The 19,658-nt window shown below is 46.7% G+C and carries 19 protein-coding genes and 2 pseudogenes; 13 read left to right on the forward strand and 8 right to left on the reverse strand.

Features of this window, described 5'->3' with window-relative positions:
• The first annotated feature begins 347 nt into the window (after nt 1-347).
• On the forward strand, nt 348-518 hold the full coding sequence (locus HNP82_RS04880; protein WP_183772119.1) for a DUF362 domain-containing protein: 171 nt from the start codon (nt 348-350) through the stop codon (nt 516-518).
• Between the two features lie 105 nt (nt 519-623).
• On the opposite strand, the gene HNP82_RS04885 is transcribed toward HNP82_RS04880, so the two are convergent.
• From HNP82_RS04885 to HNP82_RS04895, 3 genes are all read right to left on the reverse strand, one after another.
• The gene (locus HNP82_RS04885) at nt 624-1,502 is read right to left on the reverse strand and encodes a MerR family transcriptional regulator (protein WP_183772121.1); all 879 of its coding nucleotides are present in this window, start codon (nt 1,500-1,502) and stop codon (nt 624-626) included.
• A 288-nt stretch (nt 1,503-1,790) separates the two neighbouring features.
• Nucleotides 1,791-3,194: an FAD-binding protein gene (locus HNP82_RS04890; RefSeq protein WP_183772123.1), complete on the reverse strand. Its 1,404-nt coding sequence runs from the start codon at nt 3,192-3,194 to the stop codon at nt 1,791-1,793.
• Nucleotides 3,191-3,448: an FAD-binding protein gene (locus tag HNP82_RS04895; protein WP_207720562.1), complete on the reverse strand. Its 258-nt coding sequence runs from the start codon at nt 3,446-3,448 to the stop codon at nt 3,191-3,193. The genes HNP82_RS04890 and HNP82_RS04895 overlap by 4 nt, the downstream gene beginning before the upstream one ends.
• 293 nt (nt 3,449-3,741) lie before the next feature.
• Between HNP82_RS04895 and HNP82_RS04900 the strand changes: the two genes are divergently transcribed.
• The gene (locus HNP82_RS04900; protein WP_183772127.1) at nt 3,742-4,605 is read left to right on the forward strand and encodes a helix-turn-helix domain-containing protein; all 864 of its coding nucleotides are present in this window, start codon (nt 3,742-3,744) and stop codon (nt 4,603-4,605) included.
• 134 nt (nt 4,606-4,739) lie between these two features.
• On the opposite strand, the gene HNP82_RS04905 is transcribed toward HNP82_RS04900, so the two are convergent.
• Nucleotides 4,740-6,971 carry an ATP-binding protein gene (locus tag HNP82_RS04905; RefSeq protein ID WP_183772129.1) on the reverse strand — a complete coding sequence of 744 codons (2,232 nt, stop codon included), beginning with the start codon at nt 6,969-6,971 and terminating at the stop codon, nt 4,740-4,742.
• A gap of 219 nt (nt 6,972-7,190) precedes the next feature.
• Here HNP82_RS04905 and trxB point away from each other — a divergent pair, with 219 nt between their 5' ends.
• From trxB to HNP82_RS04925, 4 genes are read left to right on the forward strand one after another with little or no spacing between them, the layout of a single operon-like run.
• Complete coding sequence (trxB, locus tag HNP82_RS04910) at nt 7,191-8,120, forward strand: thioredoxin-disulfide reductase (protein WP_183772131.1); 930 nt, start codon at nt 7,191-7,193, stop codon at nt 8,118-8,120.
• 3 nt (nt 8,121-8,123) lie between these two features.
• The gene (locus HNP82_RS04915) at nt 8,124-8,906 is read left to right on the forward strand and encodes an HAD family hydrolase (protein WP_183772133.1); all 783 of its coding nucleotides are present in this window, start codon (nt 8,124-8,126) and stop codon (nt 8,904-8,906) included.
• 47 nt (nt 8,907-8,953) lie between these two features.
• Nucleotides 8,954-9,895, forward strand: a complete 942-nt coding sequence (locus HNP82_RS04920) for an alpha/beta fold hydrolase (RefSeq protein ID WP_207720563.1) — start codon at nt 8,954-8,956, stop codon at nt 9,893-9,895.
• 37 nt (nt 9,896-9,932) lie between these two features.
• Nucleotides 9,933-10,370 carry a GTP pyrophosphokinase gene (locus HNP82_RS04925; protein ID WP_183772135.1) on the forward strand — a complete coding sequence of 146 codons (438 nt, stop codon included), beginning with the start codon at nt 9,933-9,935 and terminating at the stop codon, nt 10,368-10,370.
• A gap of 135 nt (nt 10,371-10,505) precedes the next feature.
• Here the strand turns inward: HNP82_RS04925 and HNP82_RS04930 are convergent, their stop codons facing one another.
• Both HNP82_RS04930 and HNP82_RS04935 read right to left on the reverse strand, forming a co-directional pair.
• On the reverse strand, nt 10,506-11,249 hold the full coding sequence (locus tag HNP82_RS04930; protein ID WP_183772137.1) for an NAD-dependent protein deacylase: 744 nt from the start codon (nt 11,247-11,249) through the stop codon (nt 10,506-10,508).
• Nucleotides 11,246-12,388: a tetratricopeptide repeat protein gene (locus HNP82_RS04935; protein ID WP_183772138.1), complete on the reverse strand. Its 1,143-nt coding sequence runs from the start codon at nt 12,386-12,388 to the stop codon at nt 11,246-11,248. Before HNP82_RS04935 ends, HNP82_RS04930 begins: the two co-directional genes overlap by 4 nt.
• Before the next feature lie 171 nt (nt 12,389-12,559).
• On the opposite strand from HNP82_RS04935, the gene HNP82_RS04940 reads away from it, so the two are divergent.
• The 4 genes from HNP82_RS04940 (at nt 12,560) to HNP82_RS04955 (ending at nt 15,918) form a co-directional block, all read left to right on the forward strand.
• The gene (locus HNP82_RS04940; protein ID WP_183772140.1) at nt 12,560-13,081 is read left to right on the forward strand and encodes a peptidylprolyl isomerase; all 522 of its coding nucleotides are present in this window, start codon (nt 12,560-12,562) and stop codon (nt 13,079-13,081) included.
• Between the two features lie 442 nt (nt 13,082-13,523).
• Nucleotides 13,524-14,081, forward strand: coding sequence for an ECF transporter S component (locus tag HNP82_RS04945; protein WP_183772142.1), 558 nt, complete (start codon nt 13,524-13,526; stop codon nt 14,079-14,081).
• Nucleotides 14,072-15,241 carry a M24 family metallopeptidase gene (locus tag HNP82_RS04950; protein WP_183772144.1) on the forward strand — a complete coding sequence of 390 codons (1,170 nt, stop codon included), beginning with the start codon at nt 14,072-14,074 and terminating at the stop codon, nt 15,239-15,241. The genes HNP82_RS04945 and HNP82_RS04950 overlap by 10 nt, the downstream gene beginning before the upstream one ends.
• Nucleotides 15,242-15,336: 95 nt before the next feature.
• The gene (locus tag HNP82_RS04955) at nt 15,337-15,918 is read left to right on the forward strand and encodes an ECF transporter S component (protein WP_183772146.1); all 582 of its coding nucleotides are present in this window, start codon (nt 15,337-15,339) and stop codon (nt 15,916-15,918) included.
• A 46-nt stretch (nt 15,919-15,964) separates the two neighbouring features.
• Here HNP82_RS04955 and tadA read toward each other — a convergent pair whose 3' ends face one another.
• Together tadA and HNP82_RS18580 are read right to left on the reverse strand one after the other, a co-directional pair.
• Nucleotides 15,965-16,453, reverse strand: a complete 489-nt coding sequence (tadA, locus tag HNP82_RS18575; RefSeq protein ID WP_183772611.1) for a tRNA adenosine(34) deaminase TadA — start codon at nt 16,451-16,453, stop codon at nt 15,965-15,967.
• Between the two features lie 54 nt (nt 16,454-16,507).
• A pseudogene (locus tag HNP82_RS18580) lies at nt 16,508-17,059 on the reverse strand (HAD-IA family hydrolase); the annotation flags it as partial.
• 162 nt (nt 17,060-17,221) lie between these two features.
• Here HNP82_RS18580 and HNP82_RS04970 point away from each other — a divergent pair.
• The 3 genes and pseudogenes from HNP82_RS04970 (at nt 17,222) to HNP82_RS04980 (ending at nt 19,582) form a co-directional block, all read left to right on the forward strand.
• Complete coding sequence (locus tag HNP82_RS04970) at nt 17,222-17,917, forward strand: anaerobic ribonucleoside-triphosphate reductase activating protein (protein WP_183772148.1); 696 nt, start codon at nt 17,222-17,224, stop codon at nt 17,915-17,917.
• Nucleotides 17,918-18,187: 270 nt separating this feature from the next.
• Nucleotides 18,188-18,391 (forward strand): annotated as a pseudogene (locus HNP82_RS18585) (Uma2 family endonuclease); the annotation flags it as partial.
• 198 nt (nt 18,392-18,589) lie between these two features.
• Nucleotides 18,590-19,582, forward strand: coding sequence for a Fic family protein (locus tag HNP82_RS04980; protein WP_183772150.1), 993 nt, complete (start codon nt 18,590-18,592; stop codon nt 19,580-19,582).
• Nucleotides 19,583-19,658 lie beyond the last annotated feature (76 nt).

Below are 19,658 nucleotides of genomic sequence, written 5' to 3' on the forward strand. Positions count from 1 at the left end.
AACATCAATGCGTACACTAATAAAAAATACGAAAGCGTTGAAGAAATCAAAAATATAGCACATATCGCTGCATAAACAAAAACGGCTACAATGCCCGGATTTACTGGGTTTGTAGCCATTCTTTTCTCTTTCAACTGTCAAAGACGGGATTATAATACAAACCTTTCTGTTTTGCAATTCCAAGTTTTGCAAATGGTAACAGTTCATCCCGCCCATACCTGATGGCTGAACTGTTACTGCAAATGTATCTTTACAGAAAATGGGACTTGTATTCAAAGTCAATTTGTATTACAATAGCCTTGTACTTAAAGAAGATACATAGAGAGATCTATAAGGAGGTAATACCAATGGCATATGTAATTTCTGATGATTGCATTTCTTGTGGAAGCTGTGCTGGCGAATGTCCAGTTGGCGCTATCAGCGAAGGCGATGGCAAATTTGAGATCAACGCTGATGAGTGCTTAGACTGCGGAAGCTGTGCTGCTGCATGTCCTACAGGAGCTATTTCCCAGGAATAATCCATTAAAAGCCTTGCAGGTGAAACTCTGCAAGGCTTTTTTTGTTGTTGGGATTTTATGAAAAAACAGGCGTCCGGCCGCATCGTTTCTTGGCCTGGACTTTCACTAAAAAACATCTTTTCGCCCAAACAGTCCTTTCTTTGTCCGGGGACTTTTATAGGCGGGCATTCTGGCAGCCGCGGCCTCTTTTCTCCCTCTCTGTTTTTTCCGAATCATCTCATCCAGATTTCTGAAGCGCTCCTCCGCCTTTTCGTCCTGAACACGAAACAGATAATCCATCTCTTTAAGTATTTTCTCAGTGACCTGAGTTTCAATCAGCGTATTATTTTTTTTCAATGCCTGAGTGACAATCCCGTCCATTATGTATTTAAAGTGCTTCATCTTATCCTGAGCGCTCACCGTCTGGGACGGAGACTGTACACTAGCTGCCGGAGCCAGACTGCTCTTTGCGTCTGGATCCAGGCTGTTTTTTTCAATGGACTCCACATTGCTTTTGGAAACTGGTGCCGGAACGCTTTTTATATCAGCCCCCCGCTCACCCTCCAGATCATGATCATACTCCGTTTTTCCGGACATCTCCCCATTTCCCCCTGATTCTCCATCTATATACGGATCTGCGCCGGAATTATTACTGCCGACTTTCCGATTTTCAAAAGATGTGACCGCCGGCCGGGCCGCTTCCCCTTCCAGGAATGTCTCGTCGGCATAATTTTTCCTGACCTTGTCCAGTGAAATAATATTGCTGGCTGGCATATCCTCAGACAAGGTGGACAGTATCATCTTAATGGCTTTCAGTTGAAATCCTTTTTCTTTCAGATCCCTGACCTGGGTGAACAGGCGGACTTCTTTATCCGTATAGTATCTGTGCCCCATCTCATTTCTTGGGATATCCATGCCCAGTTCTTCTTCCCAATATCTGAGTACATGAGGTTCTACATTAATCATCTTCGCCGCGTCAGATATAATATATCTTGTCTCACTCATCGAAATACCTCCATTAATCACTTTGTCATTTCTTTATCCTGTGTATTTCGACCGGCCTGCAGCTTTAAAGGAATGGTCTCATATCTGTTCTTAACTTATTATAGCAGACAAGCCTGGAAATTCAATGAAAGCCCGCCGCCCTTATTTATCCATAAATGATAAAAACCCGGAAAAATTTCCGGGGTTTTATCATTTTGCGGTCGTATTTCCGGGAAAAATCCCGGATTTTTTCATAAAACAAAAATATATTTTTAAGGTCTTTGTTTTCAGGAAGTTCATTTCCTGCCATCAGACAAAAATTCCGACAACATCTCCAAGTTCAAATTCACCGTTTTCTCCGCGACGAACCACAGTCCTGCAGTCACTCCACTTCTCTCCGTCGTAGTCTCTGAGCGCAAAATAGCTCTCATCAATCATTACAATCGTATAGTCCGGATTTTCTTTTGATGTTTCAATGACAGTTACCGTTTTCCCTTCAGTATAACCTTTTTCCACCCGCAGCACGGATTCCGGAATATCATATTCCTCCATATCGTCTGCGGCAAAAGTTTTAACATAGTCTCCGGCGCTTTCTCCGGCAAATCTGCCGCAATTGCAGGAGAAGCCCAATGTAGAACCCCAGAGTGTATATACGATAGATTCATCCCATGCGATCGCATTGTTCGCACAGTCACCGGCCGCATAAAGTCCTTCTATCGGCGTGCCGTCCCCAGTCAGCACCTGACATTCTTCATTGATCCGTATTCCGCCGATAATATTGTAAGTACAGTTGCACATTTCCAGGGCGTAAATTTTTCCATATCTTACCGGCTGGAGAAATTCAGGGTTTTTCCCGAAATCGTCATCATGTCCTTTATCGCATAACTGATTGTACCTCTCCACGGTTTTAAGCAAATGCTCTTTATGTATTCCTGCAGCCCCGGCAAGTTCCTCAATACTGTCGCAGGCAAAAACATGTTTGTTATGCCGCTGATGGATCATCTCCTGAAACTGTTTTCTTCCATCCACAATTTTTTCCGCAGGAAAGATCATATAACTGTATTCTGTCCCATGTTCTTCCAGGCGGGTCATTGTCGCATCGTCAAAAATCAAAAAGGCGATCCGTCCTGGCTGATTTTTCATCGCCGCCCCCATATTAAAGGAAACCTGATTTTCTTCCTCGTTAATAAAGCGCTTTCCATCTTTGTTGACTACCAAATATGGCTGTTCCAAAATAGTAAACATCTGATTTTTAGTCTGCCACGGCACATAGTCCACAACACCCGGATAAGCCATAAGGCGTCCGGCGCCAAGTCCCGGACAACGGGCGCCGCCCGCTTTCCATATGGCCTTCTGCCCTTCCCCCATCATGCCTCCATTAACAAAATGGTTGAAGTACATATTTCCATCGCCGCTGCACTCCCGATCGGTAACTTTATAACCGCTCATTTCTTCCACAAGTTTCGGATCATCACTGACGCCGTCGGTTGCCACAATGACTGCCTTTGCGCAGACTTCATAGGTCTTGCCGTCTTTCTGCCGGACAATAGCCCCTGTAACCTTTCCATCTTTTTTTACAAGTTCTTCCAGGCGTGAATTAAAGATCATCTCACCGCCAAGGCGGCGGATTTTCTGTGCGGCCCGCAGACATACCAGCGCAGCGCCATGTCCCTTGCCTCTGGCCTTCAACAAATAATAATCCCCGATATTCATGCCCTTGGGAAAGCCGCCATATTGGCATTGTAGTTAGTATACTCACAGTGAACTCGAAATGCCTTATCCTGATAAACCGGATCATTTTTCACAGCCATGGTACACATCGGCGTATTGGACACCGCGCCTCCCTGGAACGGCCGTTTTTCAAAAACTGCCACCTTTTTTACGCCTTTTTCCAGCAATGTTACCCCGGCGCTCAGACCGGCCAGCCCGGAACCAAAAACTGCCACATCCACGTACTTCTTATCCATTGCCATCTTCCCCTTAACCATTTTTTAAATTCGGAAACAGAAGATATTTCCGATATCTGTAAACAGGTTACTGTTCGCTGCCTTGCCAGCGAACAGTAACGTAAACAGTTACAATTTAAGAATTTTTCCATTAACATGGGCTTTTCTTTTCTTCCTGGTTATTATATAATTTTTACAAATAGGAAAGTCGAACATTATTTTTTAAAATTAGGATTATTTTACGATTTGTTACCAACAGTTTACCCTATGGATAACTTACGGCGATGGACAAATCAGAGAAAAGAGATTGAAAAATGAAAGGTAGAAAAATAAACGACACGGCCATTAAAGCCAGACAAATTCCAGACGATCACTGTGTCAGGGCCGCTTTCTGGACAAGTATGTTTCAACCCCAAGCGCCTTGTTTTATATTAAAAAAGATGGTGTGGAATCCCGGCGAAAAAGACTTTTACTTTTCCTGCCCGCCGGGAAAAGATCTGATCCTGTTTATTTACTGTACCAAAGGAGAGTGTTCCATAACAGCCAGCGGACAGACTTTTGTCATAAAATCAGGACAAACCTTTATTTTTAACATTAAAGATGGTTACGAGGCAAAAGCCCTCTCTAAAGAATTTGGATTTATCTGGATACAGATTTTCGGCGATCTGTCCAACGCTGTTCTCGAACATATTCTTAAAAACCACGGCCATATCAGCCAGGGCAATGAAAGTATCCTCTCTTTATGCCGGCAGATTTTTTCCGTCGCCAGTCATGGGTGGTCTTATGACCGGGACATCCAGATCAGTTGCCTCCTCTACAATCTTCTTGGGGCGCTGCATATGTCCAGAGTTAATGATAATGTGATCCAGAACGCCGTCGTATATATGCAGGAACATTATCAGGAAAACCTGACAACCCCTTTACTGGCCCGACTCTGCTTTCTGGGTACCTCACAGTTTATCAGCCGTTTCAAGAAAAACTGCTCGGCTACTCCCATGGAGTATCTGACAAACCTTCGCATTGACAAAGCAAAAAATCTTCTTTTGACAACAGATATGCCAGTCAGCACAGTCGCCCATACCACCGGTTTTGAAGATACTTCCTATTTTACGCGGGTTTTCAAAAAGATTACCGGACAGACCCCAAGGGAGTTTCGGAAATCGCTCCTGGGAAGTTGATCCGGCATGTACTCATTTTTATTTAGAATGCAAAATAATTTATCAATAGACATCTTTTTAGAGATAAATATCAGGGGCAGGTGTGATCATAAAGATCACACCTGCCCCTGTATCATATACTGTACTGATTATATTTATTCAGACGCCACGTCCAGCAAAATACCCACTTTGTAAGTATTGCCCTCAACGCTGTTGATAAACTTGCCTTTCTCAGACTGTACGATACGTCTGGCCTCCATGAGCCCGTGGCCCATGGCGTTGGTTGTCTGGTTAATAAGGTCGGCCCGGATGGTGTTCTTCATAAGGTAGATCATCTTGCCATTTTGAGCGTACATCTCAATATAAACTCTGGAACCTTCCTCAGCATATTTCTCAATGTTATCAAAGAGAATGGAAAGAACTCTTATGGCGTTGGCCTTATCAATGTCCAGATAAATAGGTTTCTCAGGTGCCCGCAGCGTCACTCCGATGGAGCGAGCCTTTAACTTCATGCGGAACATCTTGCGCACATCTTTATTAAGCTGGATAAAATCCACCAGCTCCAAGCCCGTCGCCTCCGGCTGAGCCTGGGGCTGTAGGGAGATCACCGGCTGAGTCTTCTGGGACACATTTTCGAAAACCGGTGATGGTTTTTCTTCCTGTTCTTCGTCCAATGTGATCTTTAAAGGCTCCATGATCACAGTCTTATCACCGGGACGATCCATTTGATCAATATCAGGGATGGCCGGCCCATTTTTACTTTGAGACGCCTTGCTCTGAGATGTTCTGCTCTGGGAAGATTTGCTCAAAGAAGCCTGTTCTGCTTCCCTCACTGCCTTTGTATCCAGCATCTGAGTCTCACCAAATCCAAGGCTGTCCAAAACTTTGCGCCGCTCATTCTGAGACAGCACCACAGTTTTGTCAACGGCTTTGCCCCGCACATTTTCTACAGTTGCCCCCGTATCACTGTGATCTTCATAACTCTCTTCTTCCGCCATGCGGATCTCGCTGCCAAAATCTACATTTTCCCAGCCAGTGTCGTCTCTGTCATCGGCGGAAGCGCTGCCTGCTTCCTCATCTTCCTCATTTTCCTCTGAATCTTCAATATAGTCTTCTTCATCGCCTACACCAAAGATACAGTTGATAAATCCAATCAGCTCAATTACAAAAACAACAGGCGCTACGATAAAGATCACAGGGATAGAACCTGCGGTAATATCTCTCATATACAACAGCCCATACACCATAGCTCCGTTTAAAGCCACAAGGAACACAAGTATAATAATGATCTTCAGGGCTTTAGGCAGATGATCCAGGGCCATATTAATGGCGTGGCAAATCTTATAGATAATGGAGTTGGTAATAAAGGTACCGCTCTTGATCCGGCGCACCAGGCTGAAATAGCCGCGGATCAGGAATACATAAATCAGGAAGCCATCCCCAACGCGCAGCCAGGTGGAAAACCGGACTTCGTGGCTGCCCAGATAAAACTGTCCGTAAACTAAAGCGCCGATAATGGCAAGAATAATAATCAGAGCAATCTCTGTAAATATCCGGTCAAACCATGTGAGACGCACTCCGGCGTAACCACGGTTCATACCCGTGGCGATCACGCAGAAAATAAGCAGGACTAAAAATACGACTATAGCCACGATCCCCACGATTTTCGCGATGCCGAAGTATTCTGTCAGGTTTTGATAATCAATATAAGATTCATAAAACGTGTCTTCCCGCTCCAGATTATTGTCTACTGCGGTATAAATCTGATAAGCGTTGGTACACTCGTCGAGAGCAGTCTGCCAGGCATTTCTGTTCAGCCCGGTTGTCGGAACGCCACTCTCCACTTCCAGCTCGCCGCTGATATTGGCAATCCTCATGAAATGGTTGCTCGCCTCAATGCGGTCTCTGGCGTCATCGCCGCTCTCAACAATCACATTTCCTGCTTCATCCATGATATAGTAGGAAAAATTTGTATTAGTTCCCATAATACCGGAGGCAAGTTCCGCCGCCCGTTCCGTGGTAATATTTCCCTCAGCTTCAATAGCTTGAAGAGCTTCCAGCAATCTCTCCACCGCATCATTGTACTCTCTGGAAAAACCGTTGCTGTCAAAATAGCTGGTGGTGTAAGTCCCATTGGCCTGGCGGTCATCCACGTAGCGGTAAAAAATCAGTCCGCACACAACGATCACCACGGCGGCCGCGCACAAAAGAATACGGGCAATGATCTTAGCCGGCATACACCGGGTCAGCCGAAATCCTTCATCTTCATAATCTTCTGTATATCCACCCTGCTCTCTGGCAGAGTAACTTTCACGTTCCGATTCTTCCTGGGATATTACATCATCTTCCACGTCATCCCAAAAATCACGTTTTCTCTTTCTGGCCATGTTTCTTCTCCTTCTTTCAAGATTTCCCCATGTGGGCATTATTATGGTATATTTTACACTAAAACCTTCATTGTTTCAATCCCCCTATCCAAAAGTCTTAAAATAGTGTATACTAAAGTTATGCTTAACTATGCGCTTGCAGCGCGGAGAAATCCGTGGCATCATGAGGTCAAATTTTAATTTGACCTCAACATCATCAAATATAAGGAGTATAATTTCATGGAAAATACCATTTACGATCTTATTATTATAGGCTCCGGACCAGCGGGCCTAAGCGCCGCCATCTATGCGCAGAGAGCCTGTTTAAATACAGTTGTCATTGAAAAAACCGGTATCAGCGGCGGACAGATCCTCACCACATCCGAGGTAGACAATTACCCCGGACTTCCAGGCATTGGCGGTTTTGATCTTGGCATGAAGATGCGCCAGCACGCAGAAAACCTTAACAGCCAGTTTGTCACCGGCGAAGTAGCAAAAATTGCCAAAATCCAGGACATTTTCCAAATCACGCTCACCGACGGCGGCATTCTTCGCAGCCGGACGCTGATCATCGCCACAGGTGCCAGCCATCAAAAACTGGGAATTCCCGGTGAGAACAGCCTTACAGGCATGGGCGTATCTTACTGTGCCACATGCGACGGCGCTTTTTTCAGAGGAAAAGATACCGCCGTTATCGGAGGCGGCGATGTGGCTGTGGAGGACGCTATTTTTCTTGCCCGCATCTGCCGTCATGTCCACGTCATCCACAGGAGAGACCGGTTCCGAGCTGCCAAAGTGCTATCTGACCGGCTTTTATCTCTGGAAAATGTTACCGTCCACTGGAACAGCATCCCTTTGTCTATCGTCGGTGAAAACACGGTCAGCGGACTTACCATCGAGGATAAAGAGACAAAAGTTCAGAAGACTCTTGATGTGAACGGCGTATTTATCGCCATAGGCATGGCACCGGATACAGACCTCGTCCGCGGTCTTATTGATCTGAACCCGGCCGGCTATATTGCCGCCGACGAAACCTGCCGCACCAGTGTTCCGGGAATATTTGCCGCTGGCGATGTACGCACAAAGCAGCTCCGCCAGGTCGTGTCCGCTGTCTCCGATGGCGCCAACGCTGTCTATTCTGCCCAGCGCTATCTTGAGGAAGGAAGATAAGTTATGAAGAAAAAGTATTTCTTTTTTGATATTGACGGCACTCTGACCCTGCGCGATCCTATTACGAAAGAATCTTACGTCCCCGAATCCACACGGCGGACTTTAAAACAACTAAAAGAGAAAGGCCACTTTGTCTCTGTAGCCACCGGACGGGCTCACTGGATGGCCATGGATGTTGTCAACCTGATCGGTATTGACAACCTGGTGACTGACGGCGGCAACGGCATTGTCCTGGGCGGCGAGCTGGTAGAGCTTCTGCCTCTGGATCCTGAAAAAGCCGCAGCGCTGTGTAACGAGCTTACAAAAGACGGCCGAGGCGTGGGCGTTATGCTTCACGACGATAACCGCCTTTATTTTAAAGATGACAATTACGCACAGCAAAATCCGGAATTTTCTTCATTTATGCGGTATATTGTGGATGAGAACCTGGATTTTGCCAAAGAAAAGATTTACAAAATTTTTGTCAGCATTACAGAGGAAGAGGAGGAAAAGTATCCCATCTTAAAAACCATGCCCCATATGCGGTATCATCCCAATAACCTTATGATCGAGCCTGCGGACAAATATGCCGGAATCACACGGGTTATGAAATTTCTTAACGGGGATATGGCGGACGTTGTTGTATTTGGCGACGGCTGGAATGATATGGATATGTTTTCCAAAGCGCCCATGTCCATTGCCATGGGCAACAGCGTAGACGCATTAAAAGAAATCGCCACCTTTGTCACCAAAGGGGCCGATGACGGCGGCATTGAATATGCCTGCCGGCATTTTGGATGGATTTAAACATTGGGACAGACTAAACATACAGGTCATTTTTTGGAGGTGGGATAATGGCCATTAAACAAAATTTTCACTATAAATCCAGCGATGGTATACATAAGATCAACGGCTACCGCTGGCTTCCAGACCAGGGGACATATCTGGGCATTGTCCAGATCGTTCATGGTATGGTGGAATATGTTGACCGATATGATGATTTCGCCCGTTTTCTCTGCGATAACGGTTATATTGTCGTAGGTGAGGATCATCTGGGCCATGGAGGCTCTGTGAAAAATGAGAGTGAGTGGGGATATTTTACAAAATATGACGGATTTAACTATATTATCAAAGATCTCCACGCCCTTCACCGCCAGCAGGCCAAAGAGTTTCCCGATCTTCCCTACTTTTTTCTCGGACACAGCATGGGATCTTTCCTTACCCGTATTTATATCAGCCTTTACGGTAAAAGTCTTGCCGGCGCTATCATCATGGGCACCGGCAACCAGCCCCCGGCCCTTGCCTTCGCAGGCAAGCTCCTGGCTAATGTCATTGCTCTGATCAAGGGGGATAAATATCGGAGCCAATTTCTCAACCGGCTGGCTTTCGGCGCTTACAACAAAAAGTTCCGTCCGGCAAGAACACCCTATGACTGGCTGACGAAAGATACCCATGTTGTGGACGCTTACATGAAGGACCCTAGGTGTACCTTTATTTTCACAGTCAGCGCCTATAAAGAACTGTTCGACGGCATTATATATGTGGGACGCCGGTCCAATATTTCAAAAACGCCGTCCCGGCTCCCTTTGCTCCTAACCTCCGGGGCCAAAGACCCTGTAGGCGATTTTGGAAAAGGAGTTATCCATGTTTACGATATGTACAAAACTGCAGGCATCGACGACGTTTCCATCAAACTTTATGACGATGACCGTCATGAAATCTTAAACGAGACGGACCGCGCCCAGGTTTATGAGGATATTCTGGCCTGGCTGACAAGAAACACTCATTTGGAGTAACAGTTCAGCCATCAGAGATGGCAGGAGGTATGATATTATGGATAAACTTTTAAACAAATGTATTGAGTTTGCACAGATGGCCCACAAGGGCCAGAGAGATAAAGGCGGCGCCGATTATATCGGCCACCCCCTCAGGGTGATGGAGCAGATGGATACTACAGAAGAAAAGATTGTAGCAGTTTTACATGACATCCTTGAGGATACCTATTACACGATCACAGATCTTTACTCCATCCTGGGGATTCCTGATAACCTTATTGAGTCCCTGATCCTGCTGAAACGAAGAAAAGGAGAAAATTACATGACCTACATACAGTCTCTTACCAAAGACCCTATGGCAGTTGCCGTAAAAATCGCGGATCTTAAAGATAACATGGATCTTTCCCGACTGCCTGCAGTGACGGATCATGATCTGGAACGTCAGAAAAGATACGCCGAGGCTCTGGAAACCCTCTACGCAGCACAGGCCCAGTAAGCACAGGCGGCGCCGGGAGTATTAAATGCTCCTCCCGGTGCCGCCTCTTTCTTTGACAGATTATACCTTGCCCATAGCCTCCACAGCCTGAAATCAAGACTCCTGCCACTGATACTGATTTATTATTCTCACCGCTTATAGAGACAAAAGTTTTACCCCTTCTGATAAAACTTTTCCGATACTGTCGTGAATCAGCAAATTGGCATAATGATCGTAGGGCGTCTCGCTTTTGTTAATCAGCACAAGCCGGTCCCCGCTGTAGCAGCGGACAAACCCTGCCGCCGGGTACACATTTAAAGATGTTCCGCCAACAATGAGCATATCTGCGTTTTCTATCGCCGCTATACTTTTTTGGATCACTTTTTCATCCAGAGACTCCTCATAGAGGACAACGTCGGGGCGGATCACGCCGCCGCAGGCGTCGCACCGGGGAACCCCTTTGCTATTGAGGATCACGTCCAGTGAAAACTTTTTATGACATTTCATACAGTAATTTCTCAAGACAGATCCGTGAAGCTCATACACCGTCTTACTTCCCGCCGCCTGGTGAAGGCCGTCAATATTCTGAGTCACCACAGCGGTCAGCTTTGACATTTGCTCTAAGTTTGCCAGCGCTTTGTGAGCATCGTTGGGCGAAGCGTCGGGATACAGCATCGTCGAACGGTAAAATTCATAGAATTTTTCCGTATTGCGCATAAAAAATGTGTGGGACAGCATTTCTTCCGGCGGATAGCCATAATTTTTCTTCGTATTATAAATTCCCTGCTCGCTCCTGAAATCGGGAATATTGCTCTCCGTAGACACTCCCGCCCCGCCAAAAAAGACAATACTTCGGCTTGCTTTCATCATCTGAGCCAGTTTTTTTACCTCATCGGTCATGATTCCTCAACTCCTCTTTTAATTAAATTTTTCAGTCCCCGGATAGCTCCAAAGGGCCAGCGGTGTTCCATGTCTTTCAGATTGATTCCGGCTTCTTTCAAAATAGACCGATCCTTAATCTGAGTATAAGCTTTATATGCCTGCTCCATATTTCCCATCATGGAAAATGTGTGACCTTTCATAAGAAGATAGCTCTCATCCCCGGAAATATCAAAACTCTCCTGGTACAATCGGGCCGCTTCCTCAAACTTTCCGAAAGCCGCCAGCAGGTTTGCTTTCAGCGCCAGGAGATCGGCCCCGTCCGGCTCAATAGCAATAGCTTTGGCGATCACTTTCAGGCCGTCTTTAACAAAGCCAAGCTGCTCGTTGGCCATGGCTTCGTAATAATATCCGTCCGCCTGTCCCGGAGAAAATACCGATGCCATCCTCCCATATTCTTTCAGCGTTTTCAGATCAGATATGCCCTGACACTGATCATTCATAAGCCGCCCTGCATATTTTTCACATTCCCGGATACAGCAGACATACTGAGCCTGTGCCATAGCTTTGGCTGTAGGCCGGCTTTTGGGGCCTCCGAGAAGGGCTGCCGCCTCACGGCGTATCCGGCCCTTATCTTCGTAAGATGGGACGAAGGCATAGCGGACAGGCGCCATATCCTCCAAAGCCACCGGACTTTCCCCCGAAACTCCCACAAGCTTTTCAAGTTCCTCATATCCCGGAACATCATCTTCAATCACATAATAGAGTTTTCCGTCAAAAATACTGCCGCCGGAAGGCATACATGGCAGAAGAGACCGCCACCTCCCGTCTTTAAGCATGACCGCGTCAACGGCCCTGGCACAGATATTTCCCTCAAGAAAGATGGATGGATGGCGTACTTTTCTGTAAATTTTAGCCCTCCGGTACCATCCGCAAATTTTAAAAGCAGCTCTGGCCTCGTCCTGGCACAGAAAAATAACGGGAATATCCTCCACCCAATCGGTCAGCACAGTGCATTCATAAAAATCTTCCAGCATGGCGCCTGTGGCCAGCGTCTGGGACCTGCTGCGGCTCAGCGCCCAGCACTGCCCGTTATAATCGAAAAACTCATTCATCTTCAGTGAAGATTTATCCTCAATTTTAACCACCATAATAGCCATCAAAGCGCCCCCTTTGTCATTTTGTAACTGTTCATCCACACGGCTGAATCGTTACGTCATTTTTTTCTTTACTTCCTCCCTGCTTTCCGATACAATAAAAGTCAGATGGCGGTCAAAGGCTTTTTGGCCCCCCGCATCACAGTTTCAGAAAATCGAAAGGAAGTTTTTAAAATGGCCCAAAATCCCATCGTTACAATTACAATGGAAAACGGCGATGTTATGAAAGCCGAATTATATCCGGAAATTGCTCCTAACACCGTCAACAATTTTATCTCCCTGATAAAAAAGGGGTTCTACGACGGTATCATCTTCCACCGCGTCATCAACGGCTTTATGATCCAGGGCGGCTGCCCTCAGGGCAACGGCATGGGAGGCCCCGGCTATACCATCCGCGGAGAATTTTCCAACAACGGATTTACAAATCAGTTAAAGCACACTCCCGGCGTATTATCCATGGCCCGCACAATGATGCCAAACTCCGCCGGCTCACAGTTTTTCATCATGCATAAAACATCCCCACATCTTGACGGGGAATACGCCGCATTCGGAAAGATCACCGAGGGCATGGACATTGTAGATAAGATCGCCACCTGCAAAACAGACTACAGCGATCGCCCTGTCAGTGATCAGCGGATCAAATCCATGACTGTTGAGACCTTTGGCGTAGAGTATCCGGAACCGGAAAAAATGTAATCTTTCACAGCAGCTTCTTCTCCCATCGGGAGGGAAGCTGCTTTTTTTCTTTATTTATTATACTCCCCCATTTTCTTTTTGAAAAGCCTTATCCGTGAGCCAGCGCATCAGCGCAGCGTAGGCGCGGGCTGAACTGTTACTAATGTAACGCACCATCAGATAAATTGAGCCGCAGCCAATCTGGCACCATAAAAATTCAAAAAACTGGATATACTGACACAGCCAGTTTCGTGATACAATACGGAAAACGTTATGATACAGCCTACGGCTGCATTATGGCAAAGTTCGCAGCAGTTCAGCCCTGTCCATCCCCGGCGGCTGAATTGCTGCAAAAATTGTAACTATTCAGCCATGTCTCTCGGATTCCCGCAGCTAACGCTGCTTTACCGCCGCTTGCGCGGCTGAATAGTTACCAAAAATTCATCAGCGAGGTGACAATCTTATGAAACAGACCAAACTGCGTTCCATCGTTATGACCGCTTTCTTTGCCGCCATTATTTTTGTGGGCATTCAGGCGTTCCGTATTCCCCTTCCTGCGGCTGTCGGCACTCCATTTCTCCACTTCGGACATATTTTTGTTGTGCTGGCGGTTCTCATGCTCGGACCGAAACGCTCCGCCATTGCCGGAGTGACAGGACTGGTGATCTTTGACATTTTAAACGGATATATCCATTCTATCCCCAATGTCTTTGTGACCACCCTTGTGAAATGTCTGGTGACCGGCATGGTTTTCCTGGCCCTTAAAAAGAAAGGAGAAAATAATTCCAGAAAGGAATATATATTCGCCATACTCTGCGCCGCCATTTACGGTGTGTGCAGTATTGTCCTGGACTTCGTATGGTCCAGCAGCGAGCTGATCCTGGCCGGAAGCTCTGTCCAGGCCGCCCTGACAGCGGAGGTGACCGCTATCCCGGCCACGATCATTAACGCTATATTTACCGTTGCCGGCACTGCAATCCTCTATCTTCCGGTGGAAAGGGGGTATCAGTTATGGAAATAAGCAAAGCACAGACAATACTGCGCCAGTGGGGTCTGGATGGCTGGCTGTTTACAGATTTTCACGGCCACGATTTTATCACCAGAGAATTTCTCAACCTGGGAGACCGTACATGTACCCGCCGGCTCTTTTACTATATTCCTGCCAGCGGCAGTCCACAAAAGATCCTGTCCGCCATTGAGCCGTTGCTCCTTGACCATCTTCCCGGAGAGAAGCATCTCTACAAAGGCATCGCCCAGCAAAAGCAGATCCTGTCCCGGATTCTCCTCCCCGGTCTGAAAGTTGCCTGCCAGTATTCACCCGGCGGCAATGTTCCCACCATCAGCTCCATGGATGCCGAACTTTTAGAATACTTGAAAAGTTTTCACATTAGTCCGGTGTCCAGTGCCAATCTGATCCAGAATTTCGGCGCTGTGCTGACCCCAGAGCAGATTGAAAGCCACCGACAGGCCGGTGTGATTATCCACCGCATTCTTGACCGGACATTTTCCTGGATCAGGGAAAGTCTCAATGCCGGACATGAGATTGATGAATGGATGCTCCTTAAACAGATGGAGAACTTTATCAAAGAAGAACCTATCTATATGGACTCGCCGCCATTTTTCGGCATTGATGAACACGGCTGCGATCCGGGCTATGAGCCCACTCCCGCCACAGCTAAAACGATCTGTGAGGGCAGCCGCCTGATCATCGACATTGCCGGGCGGCTCCCGGAGGACGACGCCGTCTACTATGATATTTCCTGGTGTATGAACGTAGGGCCCAATATAGATCCGGAATATGACCGGCTTTTTCACATCGTCAACGACGCCCGCCATCAGGCTGTGGATTATATCCGCTGCCATCTTGAGCAAAACATGCCGGTCCACGGCTGCGACGTGGACGCATTTGTCCAGTCCATCCTGAAAAAAGAAGGTCTTGCCAACTATATTATGCACCGCACCGGCCACAACATCGGCCATGAGTGCCACGGCATGGGCGCCAACCTGGATGACTATGAAACCCACGATGACCGCTGCCTGCTCCCCGGCACGATGTTTTCTGTGGAACCCGGCGTGTACACGGAACGCTACGGCGTCCGCCTGGAATTTGACGTTCACATCACCCCGGATAAAAGGCTGGAAATTTACGGCCCTATCCAGGATGAAATTCTTATTATTTAAAATCTATTTCGTAAATACTAAAGTTCATGAAGCCAGCGCCCCCAGACATTAACCGGGGGTTCGGGCACTCATGGCCATAGAAAGGAGACACGGATATGAATCATGAAAAACTATGGAAATTAACAATGACCGGGCTCTTTGCCGCCCTGTCCTATGTTGTCTTTACCTTTTTGCAAATAAAAATCCCCCTGCCCGGCGGTGACGCTACTTCCATCCATTTTGGAAATGCCATCTGCGTCCTGGGCGCCCTTGTCCTCGGCGGCGTCTGGGGAGGTCTGGGCGGTGCCGTCGGCATGACTATCGGCGATCTTTTTGATCCTGTTTATGTCATCTACGCACCCAAAACCTTTATCTTAAAATTCTGCATCGGTCTCATCGCCGGTCTGATCGCCCACAGAATCGGGAAAATCAACGAAAGCAAAAATACCGGCCATATTTTAAAATATACTATCCTGGCTTGTGCTGTTTCTCTCGGCTTTAATGTGATTGCAGATCCCCTATTGGGCTATGTATACAAACTGGCTATTCTCGGCCAGCCGGCCGCCCAGGTAACTCTGGCCTGGAACTTTGCTTCCACCTCCATCAACGCAGTTACCTCATGCATCGCCTCTGTGGCCATTTTCATGGCTCTGCGCCCGGCCCTGCTCCATTCTGGTCTGATGGCCCGGCATCGGTAACGCTGCTGCCGGCCAGGGTAAGGCCGTCATTTTCCCTCAGGGGAACTTATTTTCTGCGCTCCCGCATGGCCATGAAAAACTCTGTCAGAAGGGAGCCGCAGGAATCTTTTAAAACATCATAAGTGACATGGACTTTATGATTAAAGCCGTCCATAGACAGCATATTTATCACAGAACCGGCACAGCCGGCCTTGGGGTTCATGGCTCCAATGACAGCCCGTCCAAGCCTTGCCTGGATCATAGCCCCGGCGCACATGGAACAGGGTTCCAGAGTCACATAGAGAGTACAGTCTTCCAGGCGCCAGTCCTCCAAAACCTTTGACGTCTTCCCAATGGCGGAAATCTCCGCGTGTCCCAGAGTACTGTGCTTTTTATTTCTCTGATTATATCCCCGGCTGATGATCCTCCCGTCCCTGACGATCACGCAGCCAATAGGCACTTCCCCCATGGCCGCCGCCTTTTTCGCCTGTTTTATAGCCTCTTTCATAAACTTCTGATCCTCTTCCTCAGACACATCCAGAGAAAATACGCCCATACCTTCCAGCTTCTTTTTGGCCAACGCCTGATTTTCAAAATAAATGCTGTGATAGCCATAGGATTTAGCCGCCTTAACATTTTTCATAGAATCGTCCAAAAATACGCTCTCTTCAGGATGGATGCCGTACTTTTCTTCCAGGGCCGAAAAAATCCCCCGATCCGGCTTAATTTCTTCCACCTCATAGGAAATAACCTGTCCGTCCACAAGATCCATAAAGGAAAATTTTTTCGACGCGATCTCAAAGCTGGTTCTGCCAAAATTGGACAAAAGATAGATGTTATACCCGGCAGCTTTTAATTGATAAAGCCACGGCCTGGCATAATCATATTCCCGGCAGATGCCCTCAATATTTTCAAAAACCGCCATAACTTCCTTTTCATACCCCGGCGCCAGGGCGCGGCAGTTTTCCCAGATCTGCCCGTCGGGAATACGGCTCCGGTCATACTCCGGCCACCAGGGTCCCAGAACTGTGGCGTCCGCCACCCGATCAAAGACATCCCCGCAAAATCCAAGCTTCTTAAAAAGTTTCTGCCAGCGAAAGGCCGCCAGCACATTTCCAATATCAAAAATTATATTTTTAATCATGACAACCTCCACAGACATTGCCCTGATCTTCCCGGCCTCATCCCTTCCAGGCCGCAAGCGCAATGCCACTTGTTTCGACTTTTCTTTTATGATAGAATGATTACAGTTATGTTAGGCTGGCAGTACAGCTCCCGCTTTGATCATGCTCCTGCCGGCCAGAATGAACAAAGGAGGGTTTTTATGGAAATTAAAGGTTTGGCAAAAACCACACTTCTGGATTATCCGGGACATGTCGCCGCCACGATTTTTACCGGCGGGTGCGATTTTAAATGTCCCTTCTGCCACAATAAATCCCTTGTCATGCATCCGGACCGTCTTCCCTCGATCCCTGTGGAAGAGATCTATGATTTCCTTGAGCGCCGGAAAGCGGCTCTGGAGGGCATATGCATCACCGGCGGGGAGCCTCTTTTGCAGGATGATCTGTGTGAATTTTTATATAATGTAAAAATGATGGGATATAAAGTAAAGATTGACACTAACGGCTACGATCCCACCCATTTGTCCCATATTTTGAAAAATAATCTGGCGGATTATATTGCCATGGATATTAAAAATTCCCAGGAAAATTACGCCAAAGCTGCCGGAGTCTCCGATCTGGATCTGACCCGCATTAAACTGTCCGTGGATCTTTTAAAGGATTCAGATATCGACTACGAATTCCGGACCACCGTGGCCAAAGAGCTTCACCAGTGGGAAGATATTGAAGCTATCGGCCAATGGCTGTGCGGCGCCAGAGCTTATTACCTCCAGCCCTACGTGGAAGGTGATGATGTTATTATGCCAGTTTTTTCCAGTTACAGCAAGAAGGAAATGCTGGAAATGAAGGAAATGCTTTCTCTGTATATTAATTATGTGGATGTGCGGGGTTTTGCCTAAAGGCAGGCCGGTTAAAAACTAAAAAAGACCATTCTGTAATAAATCAGGACTTAAAGTCAGGATTTCAGCGACAGCTCAGCCATCAGGGATGGCGGGCTGAACTGTTGCGAATTTTACAGAATGGTCTTTTTATACTGTGAGCTACTCCGTCCTTTCTTCTGTATGCATAGTCTCCCACTCCGGTGAGAACCATTTTCGGCATCTTGGCCGATAATTTTTTGGCATAAGCCGCAGAATCGCGGACTATATTGACAGAAAAACGGCAGATGTGAAGTTGTCTCTCCCGGCAGCAGACGAATAGATTACTATACGAAACTCTTTAAGTACAGGACTGCCGGTATCCGGGAATACTGGATCGTTGATCCGGATAAAAACAGGATTCTTGTCTATAGCTTTGAATCTGAAGATACAGGAGACTACACCTTCTCCGACACTATGAAATCGGGAATTGACCCGGATCTGATTGTGGAGTAAAGGACCTGTTCTTGATTTATCTTGCAAATGTGGTATAATAGCCGCAGAGTGGCTATTATACCTGCGCATGAGGCATATTCTGCGGAACCGCAGAATATGCTGCGCATCCGGGCGGAGCCATACTATGGCCGCGATAGCGGACATGGTATAATAAGTAGGAAAGTAAGCAAGATAACAAGTAGGATGGGAGAATGCTCTATGGATCAATACACGCCTCCATTTGAAATCACAAATAAAATGTTGTCCCTTGTCAGCAGCATTTCGGAAAAAATTGGCAATATTGATTATCAAAATAATCTGCAGAGCAAGCCCCATCTGCGGCGTAACAATAAAATACGTTCCATTCATTCCTCCCTTCGTATTGAGGCCAATTCGCTTTCCTTAAATCAGGTGCGAGATGTGATTGACGGCCATTTGGTATTAGGCGAACAAAAAGAAATACAAGAGGTCAAGAATGCGTATGAGGCTTATGAGAGAATCAGCACGATAGACCCATATAGCATGAAAGATCTAAACGCTTTACACGCTGTTATGACAAAATATCTTGTAACAGAATCAGGTGTATTTCGCAGTGGTGAAGAAGGCGTTTTTAACGGAGATACATGTATTTTTATGGCACCGCCTGCGCGGCTTGTTCCGGAACTGATGGCACAGCTGTTTGATTGGATGAATAGGGCAAAAGACGATCTGCATCCATTGATACTGTCGGCTGTTTTTCACTATGAATTTGTTTTTATCCATCCATATTCGGACGGCAACGGCAGAATGGCGAGACTGTGGCACACGGCATTGCTGGCTAAATGGAAGCCGGTATTTGAATTTATCCCCATTGAAAGTCAGATTGAAAAATTCCAAAATGGATATTATGACGCGATTGCGCAGTGTCATAAACATGGAAATTCAAATGTGTTTATTGAATTTATGTTGGAACAAATTGATAATGTTTTGGAACAGCTCCTCATTCAGATAAAGGCAAGCGGTGAAATGCTTTCTCCCTATGTAACCAGAATGCTTGATCTGATGGAATATAACATTCCTTATTCAGCGAATCAGATCATGGAAAAGCTGCACTTAAAATCCAAAGAAACTTTCCGAAAACATTACATGAATCCTGCGCTTGAAATGGGCCTTGTCAAAATGACAATCCCCGACAAGCCAAGCAGTAAAAATCAAAGATATATCAAACAATAAGTTATGATTAAAAACGGGTTGCAGCAGTGCAGCTCGTTTTTCTTTGCATTACAATAAAGCAGCCAGCCCCACAGAC

The sequence above is a fragment of the Catenibacillus scindens genome (assembly GCF_014202115.1).
Taxonomy (GTDB): Bacteria; Bacillota; Clostridia; order Lachnospirales; family Lachnospiraceae; genus Catenibacillus; species Catenibacillus scindens.